18 protein-coding genes are annotated in these 13,611 nt (G+C 62.1%); 6 read left to right on the forward strand and 12 right to left on the reverse strand.

Translation table 11 applies throughout. The features are described from left to right. Positions 1-151: 151 nt before the first annotated feature. Positions 152-838, forward strand: coding sequence for a GNAT family N-acetyltransferase (locus CUR33_RS11125; RefSeq protein WP_289239662.1), 687 nt, complete (start codon positions 152-154; stop codon positions 836-838). Positions 839-935: 97 nt separating this feature from the next. Beyond that, the gene (locus CUR33_RS11130) at positions 936-2,282 is read left to right on the forward strand and encodes a sensor domain-containing protein (RefSeq protein ID WP_289239663.1); all 1,347 of its coding nucleotides are present in this window, start codon (positions 936-938) and stop codon (positions 2,280-2,282) included. Positions 2,283-2,349: 67 nt separating this feature from the next. Here the strand turns inward: CUR33_RS11130 and CUR33_RS11135 are convergent, their stop codons facing one another. Then, positions 2,350-2,655, reverse strand: a complete 306-nt coding sequence (locus CUR33_RS11135) for a putative quinol monooxygenase (protein ID WP_289239664.1) — start codon at positions 2,653-2,655, stop codon at positions 2,350-2,352. A gap of 152 nt (positions 2,656-2,807) precedes the next feature. Between CUR33_RS11135 and CUR33_RS11140 the strand changes: the two genes are divergently transcribed. Next, positions 2,808-3,389, forward strand: a complete 582-nt coding sequence (locus CUR33_RS11140) for an NAD(P)H-dependent oxidoreductase (RefSeq protein ID WP_289239665.1) — start codon at positions 2,808-2,810, stop codon at positions 3,387-3,389. A gap of 10 nt (positions 3,390-3,399) precedes the next feature. Here CUR33_RS11140 and CUR33_RS11145 read toward each other — a convergent pair whose 3' ends face one another. After that, positions 3,400-3,909, reverse strand: a complete 510-nt coding sequence (locus CUR33_RS11145) for a DUF2938 domain-containing protein (RefSeq protein WP_289239666.1) — start codon at positions 3,907-3,909, stop codon at positions 3,400-3,402. A gap of 72 nt (positions 3,910-3,981) precedes the next feature. Between CUR33_RS11145 and CUR33_RS11150 the strand changes: the two genes are divergently transcribed. Then, entirely contained in the window at positions 3,982-4,407 is a 426-nt protein-coding gene (locus CUR33_RS11150) for a helix-turn-helix domain-containing protein (RefSeq protein WP_289239667.1), read from the forward strand. Between the two features lie 24 nt (positions 4,408-4,431). Here CUR33_RS11150 and CUR33_RS11155 read toward each other — a convergent pair whose 3' ends face one another. From CUR33_RS11155 to CUR33_RS11190, 8 genes are all read right to left on the reverse strand, one after another. Beyond that, complete coding sequence (locus tag CUR33_RS11155) at positions 4,432-5,283, reverse strand: CAP domain-containing protein (protein WP_289239668.1); 852 nt, start codon at positions 5,281-5,283, stop codon at positions 4,432-4,434. Between the two features lie 128 nt (positions 5,284-5,411). Beyond that, the gene (locus tag CUR33_RS11160) at positions 5,412-5,882 is read right to left on the reverse strand and encodes a hypothetical protein (RefSeq protein WP_289239669.1); all 471 of its coding nucleotides are present in this window, start codon (positions 5,880-5,882) and stop codon (positions 5,412-5,414) included. A gap of 262 nt (positions 5,883-6,144) precedes the next feature. Continuing rightward, entirely contained in the window at positions 6,145-6,558 is a 414-nt protein-coding gene (locus tag CUR33_RS11165) for an HPF/RaiA family ribosome-associated protein (RefSeq protein ID WP_090251725.1), read from the reverse strand. Positions 6,559-6,730: 172 nt separating this feature from the next. Then, complete coding sequence (locus CUR33_RS11170; RefSeq protein WP_289239670.1) at positions 6,731-7,159, reverse strand: YybH family protein; 429 nt, start codon at positions 7,157-7,159, stop codon at positions 6,731-6,733. 28 nt (positions 7,160-7,187) lie between these two features. Continuing rightward, positions 7,188-7,532 carry a YciI family protein gene (locus CUR33_RS11175; protein ID WP_289239671.1) on the reverse strand — a complete coding sequence of 115 codons (345 nt, stop codon included), beginning with the start codon at positions 7,530-7,532 and terminating at the stop codon, positions 7,188-7,190. Between the two features lie 134 nt (positions 7,533-7,666). Beyond that, positions 7,667-7,852 carry a hypothetical protein gene (locus tag CUR33_RS11180; RefSeq protein WP_170048131.1) on the reverse strand — a complete coding sequence of 62 codons (186 nt, stop codon included), beginning with the start codon at positions 7,850-7,852 and terminating at the stop codon, positions 7,667-7,669. 147 nt (positions 7,853-7,999) lie between these two features. After that, positions 8,000-8,761: an ABC transporter permease gene (locus CUR33_RS11185; RefSeq protein WP_090251723.1), complete on the reverse strand. Its 762-nt coding sequence runs from the start codon at positions 8,759-8,761 to the stop codon at positions 8,000-8,002. Continuing rightward, positions 8,758-9,687, reverse strand: a complete 930-nt coding sequence (locus CUR33_RS11190) for an ABC transporter ATP-binding protein (RefSeq protein WP_289239672.1) — start codon at positions 9,685-9,687, stop codon at positions 8,758-8,760. The genes CUR33_RS11185 and CUR33_RS11190 overlap by 4 nt, the downstream gene beginning before the upstream one ends. 161 nt (positions 9,688-9,848) lie before the next feature. Between CUR33_RS11190 and CUR33_RS11195 the strand changes: the two genes are divergently transcribed. Together CUR33_RS11195 and CUR33_RS11200 are read left to right on the forward strand one after the other, a co-directional pair. Next, the gene (locus CUR33_RS11195) at positions 9,849-10,148 is read left to right on the forward strand and encodes an I78 family peptidase inhibitor (protein ID WP_289239673.1); all 300 of its coding nucleotides are present in this window, start codon (positions 9,849-9,851) and stop codon (positions 10,146-10,148) included. Positions 10,149-10,222: 74 nt separating this feature from the next. Next, positions 10,223-11,761 carry a sigma-54-dependent transcriptional regulator gene (locus CUR33_RS11200; protein ID WP_289239674.1) on the forward strand — a complete coding sequence of 513 codons (1,539 nt, stop codon included), beginning with the start codon at positions 10,223-10,225 and terminating at the stop codon, positions 11,759-11,761. 9 nt (positions 11,762-11,770) lie between these two features. Here CUR33_RS11200 and CUR33_RS11205 read toward each other — a convergent pair whose 3' ends face one another. Both CUR33_RS11205 and CUR33_RS11210 read right to left on the reverse strand, forming a co-directional pair. Continuing rightward, the gene (locus CUR33_RS11205) at positions 11,771-12,538 is read right to left on the reverse strand and encodes a crotonase/enoyl-CoA hydratase family protein (protein ID WP_289239675.1); all 768 of its coding nucleotides are present in this window, start codon (positions 12,536-12,538) and stop codon (positions 11,771-11,773) included. Positions 12,539-12,646: 108 nt separating this feature from the next. Further along, positions 12,647-13,558, reverse strand: coding sequence for an SDR family oxidoreductase (locus CUR33_RS11210; RefSeq protein WP_090251709.1), 912 nt, complete (start codon positions 13,556-13,558; stop codon positions 12,647-12,649). Positions 13,559-13,611: the final 53 nt, after the last annotated feature.

Raw genomic sequence — 13,611 nt, forward strand, 5'->3', positions numbered from 1 at the left:
CGCATCATAGCCCAAGCGTGGTCATCGCCTTACAGATCCTGCCCAAAGGCCGCCCTCCGCTCGCACGCGCATGCAAACACGTCCCGCCGAGGACGGTACAATGCCGCCCTTGCCGACCGCCCACTTGCGCCCGCCCGGAGCCAGACTGACGATGTTCACCCTTGTACACCTGAACACCCCTCCGCCCGAGTCGCTGAAAAGCCAGGTGCTGCAGATGGTGGTGGACTACTTCAGCGATATCAGCCCGGTGTCGCTGACGCCCAGCAACCCGCTGTATCAGCTGTACCAGTATGTGATCGGCTACGAAATGCACCTGTACCTGCAGGCCATGGACAGCACCCTCAACAGCCGCGCGCAGTTGCTGCTGGCGCTTGATGACGTGGACCCGTCCCAGGTGCTCGGTTTTGCGCTCTATCTGCCCGCCCAGGATGATCCCGAGGCCTGCACCCTGGCCTACATGGCGGTGCGGGCTAACCAGCGTCGTCGCGGGATTGCCCGCGCCCTGCTGCAGCAGATGGTCGCCCAGTACCCGCACGCTGAACTGGCCTGCGTCGCCAGCAAGGTTTCAACCTTCGAGGCCATGGGGTTTCAAGTGCTGGCCGCGCAGGGGCCACAGGTGCTGATGAACACCCGCAGCCAGCGTTCGGACGGTTTGGTGGCGGTGCAGGACCTGGCGCCGATCTTCCGCTCCACCGAAGTCCAGCAAATCCACGCCTACCTGGTGAAACAACACGGCAAGCGCGCCATGAGCGATGCCGAGAAGCAGCGCGACCGCCTGCTCGACCAGATGGCCCAGCACGCGCAAGCGCTGGTACGCGAGCGATTGACCGTACATTGATTAAGCGCAGCAGGCCTGGGCAGGCACAGACCAACCGCGTGCGGAGAGCTACCATAGCGTTAGCGAACCGCGCAAACAGGGCAGTATATTCACGGCCATGACGTCAAACCCGCACCTGCCTCACGACAAACTACTGGATCTGCTGCTGGACGTTGTCTGCGTAGTGGATGTAGAAGGCCGCTTTCTGTCCGTCAGCGCTGCCAGCGAACGGGTTTTTGGCTACCGCCCCGAAGAAATGGTCGGCCGTACCGCCTTTGAACTGATGCACCCGGACGACCGCGCGGCTACCCGCGCGCTGGTCAAGCAGATCAATTCGGGCCAGCCCTCGCACGACCACGAGAACCGCTACATCCACAAAGACGGCCATATCGTGCACATCATGTGGTCTGCCCAGTGGCTGGAGGCCGAGCAAGTGCGCGTTGGTGTGGCGCGTGATATCACCCAACGCAAGCGGGCCGAGGCGGTGCAAGCGGCGTTGTATGCGGTCTCGGAAGCGGCTCACGCGGCGGGTGATCTGCACATGCTCTACGGCCGCGTGCATGAGGTGATGGCGCAGCTGCTGCCCGCCCGGCATTTCTGCGTGGCGCTGTATGACGCGGTGAGTGATCAGTTGAACCTGACCTATCAGGTCGAGCAATGCGCCACGCCCGCGGCCACCAGCCGCTTCTGTGCCGAGGTGATCCGCACCGGCAACGCTTTGCTGTTGACGCCGGAAACCGCCAACCAATGGCTTGCCCAGCATGAACCCGAGGCCGCGCCGCGCGCGCTGGACTGGCTCGGCGTGCCGCTGATCTCCGGCACCCAGACCATCGGCGCCCTGGTGCTGCAGAACCACAGCGCCAAGGAGCGCTACACCGAACAGGACCAGGCGCTGCTGCAGTTTGTCTCCAGTCAGGTGGCGACGGCGATTGAGCGAAAACGCACACAGTCGCGCCTGGAGTTTCTCGCCCAATACGACCAGCTGACTGAACTCTCCAACCGCACGCTGTTTCTCGACCGCCTGCGCAGCGCCTTGCAGCGCGCCAAACGCGACACGCTGCAGCTGGCGGTGCTCTACCTCGACATGGACAACTTCAAGCAGATCAACGACAGCTTCGGCCACAGCACCGGCGATCTGTTGCTGCAGGAAGTGGCGCGGCGTTTACGCCAGTGCGTGCGCGAGTCCGACACGGTGGGCCGCCTGGGCGGCGACGAGTTTGCGGTGATACTGGACAACATCGGCCGCCAGGAGGATGCGACCCTGGTGGCCGAGAAGATTATTACCGCCCTCAGCGCGCCCTACCTGCTGGATGGGCACCGCTTGCTCAGCGCGCCAAGCCTGGGCATCGCGGTGTACCCCGAACACTGCCAGAACGAATTGCAGCTGGTGCAGTTCGCGGATGAAGCCATGTACGTGGCCAAACGCAGTGGCGGCAAACGTTATGTCGTGGTGGAGAAACCGTAGACATAGTGCTTGGCGGCTCTCTCACCGGAGAGTCGCCCCTTCACTAAAGCCATACAGACGCGCGCCGTCAGCCTGCCGGGCTGAGCATCTCGATCTCACGAATATCGAAATCCCTGCGCAGGTATTCCATGCGCCGCTCATGAAATTCGCGCATATGCGGCAAGGCGCTATGGGTGGCCAAGTGCGCCCGTGACTGCCAGACCTCATAGAAGATAAACAGCGTCGGGTCCTGTTGGTCACGCAGCATGTGGTAAGCGATGCAGCCAGGCTCCGCGCGGCTGGGTGCAACATACGCACGGAACAGCGCCTCGAACTCGGCGGCTTTTTCCGGGCGGGTATGGGCGTGCAGGATAAATCCGTAGTAATCAGCCATCGTGGGCTCCTGGCAGGGTGGGTTTAGTTACCCTACAACAACCAAACTTGGCCTATTCATGCGTTTTAGTCACATGTCATTTGCCCGCCAACGGCTGTTTCGACTCGCCTGCACGACCTAGCATGCGGCCATCATTTACCGAGGCCCCTGCCATGAAGAAGATTCTGCTGCTCAACGGCGGTAAACAGTTCGCCCACTCCGACGGCCGCTACAACACCACCCTGCACGACACCGCGCTGGCCTTTCTTGACCGCGCCGGCTTCGACCTCAAGCACACCCACATCGACAGCGGTTACGACATCGCCGAGGAAGTGCAGAAATTTCTCTGGGCTGACGTGATCATCTACCAGATGCCCGGCTGGTGGATGGGCGCGCCCTGGACGGTGAAAAAGTACATCGACGAGGTGTTTACCGAAGGCCACGGCAGCCTCTATGCCAGCGACGGCCGCACCCGCTCGGACGCCTCGCAGAAATACGGCAGCGGCGGCCTGATCCAGGGCAAGCAGTACATGCTGTCACTGACCTGGAACGCCCCGCAGCAGGCCTTCGATGACCCGAGCGACTTCTTTGAAGGCAAAGGCGTGGACGCCGTCTACTTCCCATTCCATAAGGCCAACCAGTTCCTCGGCATGAGCGCCCTGCCGACCTTCCTCTGCGTCGACGTGATGAAGCGCCCGGCCATCGAAACAGATATCGCCCGCTACGAAGAGCACTTGGCGCGGGTACTGGGCTAAGCAGCCGGCCTTAGGGGCAGAGCGGCAAAGCCAGCAGCTGCGCCACAACCCAACTGACCAGGTACACGCCCAGGCCGAACACCAAATGGGTAACCAACGCACGCAATCTGACCTGCCAGGGATTGGCCATCCGCGAGGCCGCCAGGCCCATGCCGAACCCTGGCTGCATCAGCAGCAACGGCGCCGCCACGCTGACAACACCCAGCAGCAATGCCGGTAGCAGCGTTGGTCGGCACAGCCACTGCGGCCCGACTAGCGCCACAAACAGGCTGACAAAGGCCACGCCGATCAGGTAATGGCTGCACCAGCCCAGCAGCCGCTCGCCACGCACGGGCTGTGCCTTGCCGATGGCCCCATGCTGGAAACGGCCATGACGCATATGCCCCAGCCAGCGGCCGACCAATGCGTAGTCCAGCGAGGCAACGCCGAACACGCGCCGCCGCGCCAGCGCCCAGGCATCCATCAGCAGCGTTGCGCCCACGCCGACCAAGAGCACGTGCAGGATCAATTGACTGTTCATATCCACCTCTTTTGCTTTGTCTGAAAGGCTGTTTTCATAAGCCTGCCAGTTCAAGTCAACTTGAGGTCAAGGATGAAAGAGATGGATATCGGTAAAGTCTCGCGCTGGTCAGGTTTACCAGCATCGACCCTGCGCTATTACGAAGAGAAAGGCCTGATCCGCTCCATCGGCCGCAACGGCCTCAAGCGCGTGTTCAGCGACTCAGTAATCCAACGCCTGGCACTGATCGCCCTCGGCCGTGAGGCGGGGTTTTCCCTGGATGAAATCGCCACCATGCTCGCCGCAGGCTCCCAGCCAGCGATTGACCGCGCGCAACTGCAAGCCAAGGCCGACGAGCTGGACCGCAGCATCAAACGCCTCAGCGCCATCCGCGACGGCCTGCGCCACGCCGCCTCCTGCCCGGCAGAAAACCACCTGGAGTGCCCTAAGTTCCAGCAACTGATGAGCCTGGCCGCACGCACCACAGCCAGGAGCCGGGTTCATCCGCCGATCAAGTAACGGATTTGATCGGCATTACCGCCCTTACGGCGCGCCAAACAGCGCCGTCCAGTAGATCCCGGCATCGCTTTTCGGGTCGTTGGCGTAAGCCGCGCCCAATTCGCTGAACTGCGGGTTCATCAGGTTGGCGCAGTGCCCCGGGCTGGCCAGCCAGCCGGCGATCACTTTGCTGGCGGTATCAAGCCCGGCAGCGATGTTCTCGCCGACACGTTGGCCACTGTAACCCGCCAGCTCCGCACGATCGCCGGGGGTGCGGCCATCAGGGTCTTGGTGGTCAAAGAAGTTGCCGTTTGCCATGGCGCGGCTGTGGGCTTCGGCGGTACTGCCCAGGGTGGCATTCCAGGTCAGCGGCGCGGCGGCGGCAAAGGGTTGATTACCGCACTGACGCGCGGTGCTGCGCGCACTGTTGAGCTGCTCAAGCAGCTTCTGCCCTTCCGCCTGCCAGTCGCCCAGGCGTGCGGTGAGCAGCGGTCGAGCCAGCAGAATACGCCACTCACGGCCCTGCTGATTGACGCCGATATCGACAAACTGCGGGTCCAGCACAATCGTGCAGAAGCTCTCCCGCAACACGGTCAGCGCCGCCGCCGCGTCACGCGGACCGGACAGGCTGATGGCCTGCACGTTGACCATCGGGTAGCCGGCGGCGCTCATCGCTTGCTGCAGATCCCCCGCACGTCCTACCGGTTGCACCAAGCGTGGATCTGCCGTCAGCGGCGGCAGCTCGGCAGAAGCCTGCTCGCCACACCGCTGCACTTCGCTGCGGTAGCTGTTGATCAGCCCAACCAGTTGCGCGTCCTCGGCGGCTTGTGCACCCGCAGCGCACAACAGCGCCAACCCCGGGGCGACGATCGCCCGAATAAAACCCTTGCTAGCCATAATCCCCCTCGACCTGAACAGGCTCACTGGCATGCCCATCAATGTGTTCGGGTGATCTTGGCGCACCTCGCGCGTTGAAACCAGCCCAATGCGCTGGACGCCCGACGGCAATATCAACGGCTGAATGCTTAGACGTAAATACTGACGCCGCCCCTGGCCTGCAGCCAATCACGGTAGGTGGTCAACGACTCTGTCTGTTTGTCGCCGTTATAACCCACAAAGCTGTCGGTCTTGTCCAGGCCGGCGTCGACCAGCTTGTTGATTTGCGCCAGCAGTTTGGCCGCATCGTCACGGTCCAGTTCAGCGACATCCGGCAAGGCAATTTTCGACGTATCGCTGGCCTGCTCGGTTACCGGGCGGAAGCGATCACTGGCAATCGCGTTACTGGCACCGCTGCTTTCAGCGTTCATCGCGCGCAACAATCCGCCGCGGCTGTTGGCCACCATGCCGCTGGCAAATCGGCGAATTTCCGCAAGCGGGTCAGTGGCCGCAGCGGGTTTTTCCTTGCTGTTGGCACTGGCCGCAGCGCCATCCGACGTGGGTTTGGCGGTGTTGGCAAAATAGCTCGCCAGCGGCGAGTTGTTGGAAATACTGGTCATGGCGAATCCCTGCATAGGTCAGCTAGCAGGCATTTCTGCAGAATATGGGCCAACCACCTACACGCCAGTAAAACCGGGCTTTCTGTCCACTCAGCCTTGAACGAAGAGGAAACGCTTTGCCGCCTCAGGCAGGCTGTTGCCGCTGGCAGGCAGCGCACCACTTAGTGAGGCCCTGAAACGACAGCGCCCCCGCAGAAACCTACGGGGGCGCGTGTGATGGGTTGATGGGCAGCCAGCCTGGCCGGTTGCCCGTGACGTTTACCTAGACAGCGCGCAGACGTTCCTCGGCGAGGAAGTCCTCTTCCAGCAATGCGTCCTGACCAGGAATATCGTTCGCCTCATCGGCGTGCAGTGGCGTGACGCGCTTGCTGCGCAGTTTGCCGAATTGATGCTCAAGGGCGTGGTGCAGTTTTTCGATGGAGCCGTCGATGGCCTGTTCCAGTGACTCGGCCTTGTGGGTGACGGAAATAGGTTGCAGGCCTTTTGGCCGTGCTTCGATCTGGCAGCGTTTGTCGTGCGCGCCGGCTTTGGCGCCGTTGTCGTCATGCAGATGGACAACGATGCGGGTCAACTCGTCATCGAAGCGCTCCAGTTTGCTGGAAACACTGGCACTCACCCACTCAACCAGACGAGCACTGCCTTCGATGTGGTTATCGCTGTGAACTTGGATTTGCATAAAGCTTTCCTTCTTCAACTGTTCGCGAAAGCGTCGCCAAGCAAGGCGACATCTCCAGCCTACGCCACTAAGCCCCCCTGTAGGCAACCCCTAAGACGTTGGTCGCAGCCACAAATGTGCAATATTCATACTGTAGAAGTGCTCAAACCCTTGCCCCCCGTGAGTTACAAGACTAGGGCTGCAAATCAAACAAAATTTTTCCGCTTTCCATGTCGCCCGGCATGGAGAAATGCTCGTGGGCGATCAACCATTGCCCTCCCAGCAGGCGGAAACACTGGCTGACGCGCATCCAGCTGCTGTGCAATACGCCCTGGTCATCGGTTCCGCCGCAGTGGAACAGGTAGTGCACCACGGCCAGCTCGCCACTGAGCAAAAAGCTCGGCTGATGAATCTCGAACAAGCCCGGGCCGGGGCACGTTTCCATGCAAGCCTGCCAGTGTGCCTGATAGGCCGCACGGCCAACAAAGCGCAGCGGGCCAATGGCGTCGTAGGCCACCACATCCTCGGCGTAGTGGCGCATGATCTGGCTGACATCCTTGCTGCGGCAGGCGGTGGCCCAGGAGTCCAATTGCTGTTGAATCTGTGCTTGAGTGCTGCTCATTTCGACGCTCCTTGCTCTCGTGGTGGGGTCAAACCTGCAGCTCGCGCACCGGGCGGACTTCCACACAACCGAAGCGCGCCGCCGGAATATGCCCGGCCAGCTGGATGGCTTCGTTCAGGTCGCGGGCCTCGACCAGATAGAAACCGGCCAGCTGCTCTTTGGTTTCGGCAAACGGCCCATCGGTGATCGACCGCTTGCCGCCGCGCATGCGCACCGTGGTGGCTGTCTGCACCGATTCCAGCGCTTCGGCGGCGAGCATGCGGCCGCTCTGCGCCACCGACTCGGCGTAGGCGAAACACTCCTCGTCACGCGGGCTGTCGGGCGAGTGATGAAGCGCATGCTCGTTGCTGTAGACCAAGCACGGGAATTTCATGGCGTTCTCCGGGGATGCGGCGCGGTTACTGACTAATCTATCGGCGCAGCGCTGAATCGACAGCGCCGTCCAAAATATTTTCAGGCCCGACCAACGGTAGCCAAGCTGCGCTTATCCGCCAGGCGGTTATCGGCTTAGCCGGTCGGCAACTCGTCCAGGCGCATCTGCAGAAACTGCCGATCAGCGCCCTGCTGCGCCAGTTGCAATGCCCGCTGATAGGAATCACGGGCAGGCTGGACGCGGCCCAGGCGGCGATTGAGAAGCGGCGCGTCATCGACCAGGTCGAAATCGCCCAGCAGATAGATCAGGGTGGGCAGCACGCGCGCGATTCATCGCGGTAGAGCTGCGCCAGCAGAGCTGGCAAGGCGGCAGAATGGTCCATTGCATTGCACTCCATAACGGCAGTGGCTGCGTGATGCACCTGCCGCGCAGCAAGAACCATTTCACACTAGCGCATCAAGCGCGCTTCAGCTTTTCAACCGATAACCGGTCTTGAAGATCACGCCCACGGCCAGAATGCACAGCAGCAGAAAGCCGAGAATCATCGCCAGGCTGAGGCCGACGTTGACGTCGGACACGCCGTAGAAACTCCAGCGGAATGCACTGATCAGGTACACCACCGGGTTGAACAGCGTCACCGTCTGCCAGGCCGGTGGCAGCATGCTGATCGAGTAGAACGCGCCACCGAGGAAGGTCAGCGGCGTGACGATCAGCGCCGGCACCACCTGCAGCTTCTCCCAGCCATCGGCCCACACGCCGATGATGAAGCCGAACAGGCTGAAGGTCAGCGCGGTCAGCACCAGAAACGCCAGCATCCACAGCGGGTGGAGAATCTCGAAATCGACGAACAGCCGCGCGGTAATCAGGATCACCAGGCCAAGAATGATCGACTTGGTGGCTGCTGCGCCGACATAGCCAATCAGGATTTCCAGGTAGGACACCGGCGCCGACAGCAACTCGTAAATGCTCCCCGAATACTTAGGCATGTAGATGCCGAACGAGGCGTTGGAAATGCTCTCGGTCAGCAGCGCCAGCATGATCAGCCCCGGCACGATAAACGCCCCGTAACTGACGCCCTGCACCTGGGTCATGCTCGAACCGATGGCCGAACCGAACACCACGAAATACAGCGAGGTGCTGATCACCGGGGTAGCAATGCTCTGCAGCAGGGTGCGCCAGGTGCGCGCCAGCTCGAACAGGTAGATGGCACGGATTGCGTAGAAATTCATGCGCGCGACTCCTTGACCAAAGACACAAAGATTTCTTCCAGCGAACTCTGGCTGGACTGCAAATCCTTGAAGTCGATGCCGTGTTGGGCGAGGTCCTTGAGCAATTCGGCGATGCCGGTGTGCTCGCTCTGGGTGTCGAAGGTGAACACCAGCACGCGGCCCTCGTCGCTCAGTTCCAGCGGGTAACGCGCCAGTTCGGCGGGGATGCTCGCCAGGGGCTGTTGCAGTTGCAGGGTCAGCTGCTTCTTGCCGAGCTTGTGCATCAGTGCCTGCTTGTCTTCCACCAGAATGATCCGCCCCTTGCTGATCACCCCGATGCGGTCGGCCATTTCCTCGGCCTCTTCGATGTAGTGGGTGGTGAGGATGATGGTCACACCGCGCTCACGCAGACGGCGCACCATGTTCCACATATCGCGGCGCAGTTCGACATCGACGCCGGCAGTGGGCTCGTCGAGGAACAGAATCTGTGGCTCATGGCTCAGCGCCTTGGCGATCATCACCCGACGCTTCATGCCGCCGGACAACTCGAAAATCTTCGCGTCACGCTTGTCCCACAGCGACAGGTCCTTGAGCAGTTGCTCCAGATAGGCCGGATTGGGCTTTTTGCCGAACAGGCCACGGCTGAACTTCACCGTCGCCCAGACGGTTTCAAACACATCGCTGACCAGCTCTTGCGGCACCAGACCGATCTGCGAGCGCGAAGCGCGGTAGTCCTTGATGATGTCCTGACCGCCCACCAAGACCCGTCCGCCGCCTGGGTTGACGATACCGCAGATAATGCTGATCAGGGTGGTCTTGCCCGCACCATTGGGGCCGAGCAGCGCAAAGATTTCGCCGGGGCGAATGTCCAGGTTGATGTCCTGCAGCGCCGGATGGCCGCTGGCGTAGGTCTTGCTCAGCTGTTGAATCGAGATCACCGCTTGCACAGAACCTCCTGCTCTGGGGAAAAGCGCAATTGTAGGGAAGTTGGCCGGGCTTGCGGAAATGCTGATGCAGTAACCTGTACGGATTGAGCAGCCCAACGTTGAGCTACAACGGATACGGCTGCTAGGCTGACCCGAGTTTTATGCAGACAAGGAAATACACCATGGCTCTTCGTCACGCCCTCGCCGGCCTCAGCCTCCTCGCCCTACTGGCAGGTTGCAGCTCACAGCAGCCCGCCCAACCAAGCGCCGAAATCAGCGGCGACTGCAATGTCGAGCAGGTTCATGGCGTACTCGGTCAGACCGCCAGCAGCGAGCTGATCGAGCAGGTGCAGCAGCGGGCCAACGCCAAAACCCTCCGCGTGCTCGCCCCCGGCGACGCCGCAACCATGGATTACAACCCGCAGCGTTTGAATATCGATATCGATGAAAGCGAAGTGATCATTCGCCTGACGTGCGGTTGAGCGCCCCTCGGTTAACTAAGCCCCACAGACCGGGCATACTGGCGCACCTGTAAACCAGTCGGCCGCCCGTTTTCATGCGTATTCACGTCACCTTTATCGACCGCGTTGGCATCACCCAGGAAGTGCTGGCGCTGCTCGGTGGGCGCAATCTCAATCTGGATGCGGTAGAGATGGTGCCGCCGAACGTCTATATCGACGCGCCGACCTTGAGCCCCGATGTGCTCGACGAGCTGCGCGAGGCGCTGTTCAAGGTGCGTGGCGTACAGGCGGTGACCATCGTCGACATCCTCCCGGGCCAGCGCCGGCATCTGCAACTCGACGCCCTGCTCGCGGCCATGACCGACCCAGTGTTGGCGGTCGACAGCCAGGGCCGCGTGTTGCTGGCCAACCCGGCGCTGATCGAACTCTGTGGCCAACAGCCTGATGGTCTGGGCATTGGTGAATTGTTCGCCGACAACGATCTGCACCAGGCGCTGCTCGACCAGGGTTTCCGCCTGCCGATGCGTGAGGTCACGCTCAAGGGCCAGGCCCTGCTGCTGGATGCGCAGCCAATCACCGAAGGCGTCGACGGCGGCGCGCGGCAACTGGCCGGCGGCCTGCTCAGCCTGTATGCGCCGAGCCGCATCGGCGAACGCCTGGCGGCGCTGCACCACGACCATGCCGAGGGCTTCGACTCGCTGCTCGGTGACTCCGCACCGATTCGCAGCCTGAAGACCCGCGCCCAGCGCGTCGCCACCCTCGATGCACCGCTGCTGATCCAGGGTGAAACCGGCACCGGCAAAGAGCTGGTGGCGCGCGCCTGTCACGCCATCAGCACGCGACGCACCGCGCCATTTCTCGCGCTTAACTGTGCGGCATTGCCGGAGAACCTCGCCGAAAGCGAACTGTTCGGCTACGCCCCCGGCGCCTTTACCGGAGCCCAGCGCGGCGGCAAGCCGGGGCTGCTGGAACTGGCCAACCAGGGCACGGTATTTCTCGATGAGATCGGCGAAATGTCACCGTACCTGCAGGCCAAGCTGCTGCGCTTTTTAAGCGATGGTACTTTCCGCCGGGTCGGCGGCGAGCGTGAGGTCAAGGTCAATGTGCGCATCCTCAGCGCCACCCACCGTGACCTGGAAAAGATGGTCAACGAGGGCGCGTTCCGCGAAGACCTGTTTTATCGCCTCAACGTGCTCAACCTGGAAGTGCCACCGCTACGCGAGCGCGGCCAGGACATCCTGCTGCTGGCGCGGCACTTTATGCAGCAGGCCTGCGCGCAGATCCAGCGCCTGCCCTGCCGGCTGACACCGGATACCTACCCGGCGCTGCTGGGCAATCGCTGGCCGGGCAATGTGCGCCAGCTGCAGAACGTGATCTTCCGTGCTGCGGCGATCTGCGAAAGCAATCTGGTGCAGATCGATGATCTGGATATCGCCGGCACCGCAGTGGCTGCGCAGCAGGCCGAGGGCGAAGTCAGCAGTCTGGAAGCGGCAGTGGACCAGTTCGAAAAAGCCCTGCTGGAAAAGCTCTATCCCAGCCATCCCTCGACCCGGCAACTGGCGACCCGTCTGCACACCTCGCACAGCGCGATTGCCATGCGTCTGCGTAAATACGGGATTCCGGGCAAACCGTAAATACGCGGCTCAGAATGTACCGTGTCGCCCCGTACCATCCTTGAAGCGCTGTGCGCCGGCCTGGGTTTCGCCACTGGCAATCACCGCCATGCCGCCGGCAAACTCGTTGCCCAGCGCCTGCACAAAAGGAAGATCCCACTGCGCATAAGCGCTGGCGCGGTCAGCGAGCATGCAGCGTTGTGGGAAGCCGGCAATCTCCAGTGCCAGTTGCTGCGCTACAGCCAGCGCGCTACCGGCTGCGACCACCCGATTGACCAAGCCCATGCTCAGCGCTTCCTCAGCCAATACCGGGCGACCGGTGAGAATCATATCCAGCGCGCGGCCCTGGCCGATAATCCGTGGTAACCGCACGGTGCCACCGTCAATCAGCGGCACGCCAAAGCGCCGGCAGAACACCCCAAGTACGGCGTTATCGGCCATCACCCGTAGGTCGGCGAGCAGCGCCAGCTCCAGGCCACCGGCCACCGCATGGCCTTCGATGGCGGCAATCAGCGGTTTGCTCAGCTGCATGCGGCTCGGCCCCATCGGCCCATCACCCTCGGTTTCCAGGCGATTGGCGCGCTCAGCGCCTGCGGCCACCGCACCCAGATCAGCGCCCGCGCAGAAAGTCCCACCCGCGCCAGTCAACACCGCCACCCGCGCCTGTTCATCCGTTTCAAAAGCCCGCAATGCCGCGGCCAGTGCCTCAGCCGTCGGCCGGTCGACTGCATTGCGCACCTCAGCGCGGTTGATGATCAGGGTAGTGACCGGGCCGTTTTTTTCGATAATGACGCGCATAACCTGCTCCCTAAAAAGCCGAAGGCCGGCATTTAGCCGGCCTTCACCTTAAAGCCCTGCGCGGTGGAAATCAGCCTGCTGACCGATCTCCCCGCCAGAGTGGCGCAATCAGAGGGCGAACTTCTGCAGGTTGGCCATCATCTCTTTCATCGCTTCGATATTGTCCTTCGGATGGGCCGCGCCCTCGAAGTCGCAAATCTGCGCGAAGTTGGCCGCCACATCTTCCGGGCTGTAGCCTTCACGCGGATCGAAGCCAGCACCCAGGCTGCGCTCCCAACGCACTTTGCCCATCCAGCCACCGCCGACTTCGAACAGGCCGGAGGTTTCTTCGCAGGCGTTGCTCGCCAGGTACACCACCAGCGGGCTGACCAGCTCAGGCTTGAGCTGCTCGAACACCTGCGGCGGGATCAACCCTTCGGTCATGCGCGTGCCGCCGGTAGGGGCAATGGCGTTAACCAGGATGTTGTTCTTGCGCCCTTCGAGGGCCAGGGTGCGGGTCAGGCCGTACAGGCCGAGCTTGGCCATGCCGTAGTTGGACTGGCCGAAGTTGCCGTAAATGCCCGACGTGGATGCGGTGAAAATCACCCGACCATAACCCTGCTCACGCATGTGCGGCCAGGCGGCACGGGTGACCTTGTAGGCCCCTTCGACGTGGACTTTGTAAACCAGGTCCCAGTCGGCGTCTTCCATCTTGTGGAAAGTCTTGTCGCGCAGAATGCCAGCGTTGTTCACCACCACATCGATGCGGCCAAAGGTGTCCAGGGCGCACTGCACGATCTTCTCACCGTCAGTCACTGAGTCGTGGTTGGCCACAGCGGTACCGCCCGCTGCGCGGATTTCCTCAACCACCTTATCGGCCGCCGAGGCATTGGCGCCTTCACCGTGGGTGCTGCCGCCCAAGTCATTCACCACTACCTTGGCACCGTGTTTGGCGAACAACAGCGCATGGGCGCGGCCCAGGCCGCCGCCGGCACCGGTGACGATTACAACCTGATCTTGAAAACGGATGGCGTCGCTCATGCAGCATTCCTCGGCAGATTAACAATGCGCCGAGTGTCCAGCAGTCGCGCTCT

The sequence above is a fragment of the Pseudomonas sp. FEMGT703P genome (assembly GCF_002786345.1).
GTDB lineage: Bacteria > Pseudomonadota > Gammaproteobacteria > Pseudomonadales > Pseudomonadaceae > Aquipseudomonas > Aquipseudomonas peli.

Excerpts from the sequence above, each read along its gene's own strand:
- CUR33_RS11210 (WP_090251709.1), bottom strand. The coding sequence starts at position 13,558 with ATGAGCGACGCCATCCGTTTTCAAGATCAGGTTGTAATCGTCACCGGT.
- CUR33_RS11165 (WP_090251725.1), bottom strand. The coding sequence starts at position 6,558 with ATGCAAATCCAAGTTCACAGCGATAACCACATCGAAGGCAGTGCTCGT.
- CUR33_RS11150 (WP_289239667.1), top strand. The coding sequence starts at position 3,982 with ATGAAAGAGATGGATATCGGTAAAGTCTCGCGCTGGTCAGGTTTACCA.
- CUR33_RS11155 (WP_289239668.1), bottom strand. The coding sequence starts at position 5,283 with ATGGCTAGCAAGGGTTTTATTCGGGCGATCGTCGCCCCGGGGTTGGCG.
- CUR33_RS11125 (WP_289239662.1), top strand. The coding sequence starts at position 152 with ATGTTCACCCTTGTACACCTGAACACCCCTCCGCCCGAGTCGCTGAAA.
- CUR33_RS11200 (WP_289239674.1), top strand. The coding sequence starts at position 10,223 with ATGCGTATTCACGTCACCTTTATCGACCGCGTTGGCATCACCCAGGAA.
- CUR33_RS11170 (WP_289239670.1), bottom strand. The coding sequence starts at position 7,159 with ATGAGCAGCACTCAAGCACAGATTCAACAGCAATTGGACTCCTGGGCC.
- CUR33_RS11140 (WP_289239665.1), top strand. The coding sequence starts at position 2,808 with ATGAAGAAGATTCTGCTGCTCAACGGCGGTAAACAGTTCGCCCACTCC.
- CUR33_RS11205 (WP_289239675.1), bottom strand. The coding sequence starts at position 12,538 with ATGCGCGTCATTATCGAAAAAAACGGCCCGGTCACTACCCTGATCATC.
- CUR33_RS11135 (WP_289239664.1), bottom strand. The coding sequence starts at position 2,655 with ATGGCTGATTACTACGGATTTATCCTGCACGCCCATACCCGCCCGGAA.
- CUR33_RS11175 (WP_289239671.1), bottom strand. The coding sequence starts at position 7,532 with ATGAAATTCCCGTGCTTGGTCTACAGCAACGAGCATGCGCTTCATCAC.
- CUR33_RS11185 (WP_090251723.1), bottom strand. The coding sequence starts at position 8,761 with ATGAATTTCTACGCAATCCGTGCCATCTACCTGTTCGAGCTGGCGCGC.
- CUR33_RS11195 (WP_289239673.1), top strand. The coding sequence starts at position 9,849 with ATGGCTCTTCGTCACGCCCTCGCCGGCCTCAGCCTCCTCGCCCTACTG.
- CUR33_RS11145 (WP_289239666.1), bottom strand. The coding sequence starts at position 3,909 with ATGAACAGTCAATTGATCCTGCACGTGCTCTTGGTCGGCGTGGGCGCA.
- CUR33_RS11130 (WP_289239663.1), top strand. The coding sequence starts at position 936 with ATGACGTCAAACCCGCACCTGCCTCACGACAAACTACTGGATCTGCTG.
- CUR33_RS11160 (WP_289239669.1), bottom strand. The coding sequence starts at position 5,882 with ATGACCAGTATTTCCAACAACTCGCCGCTGGCGAGCTATTTTGCCAAC.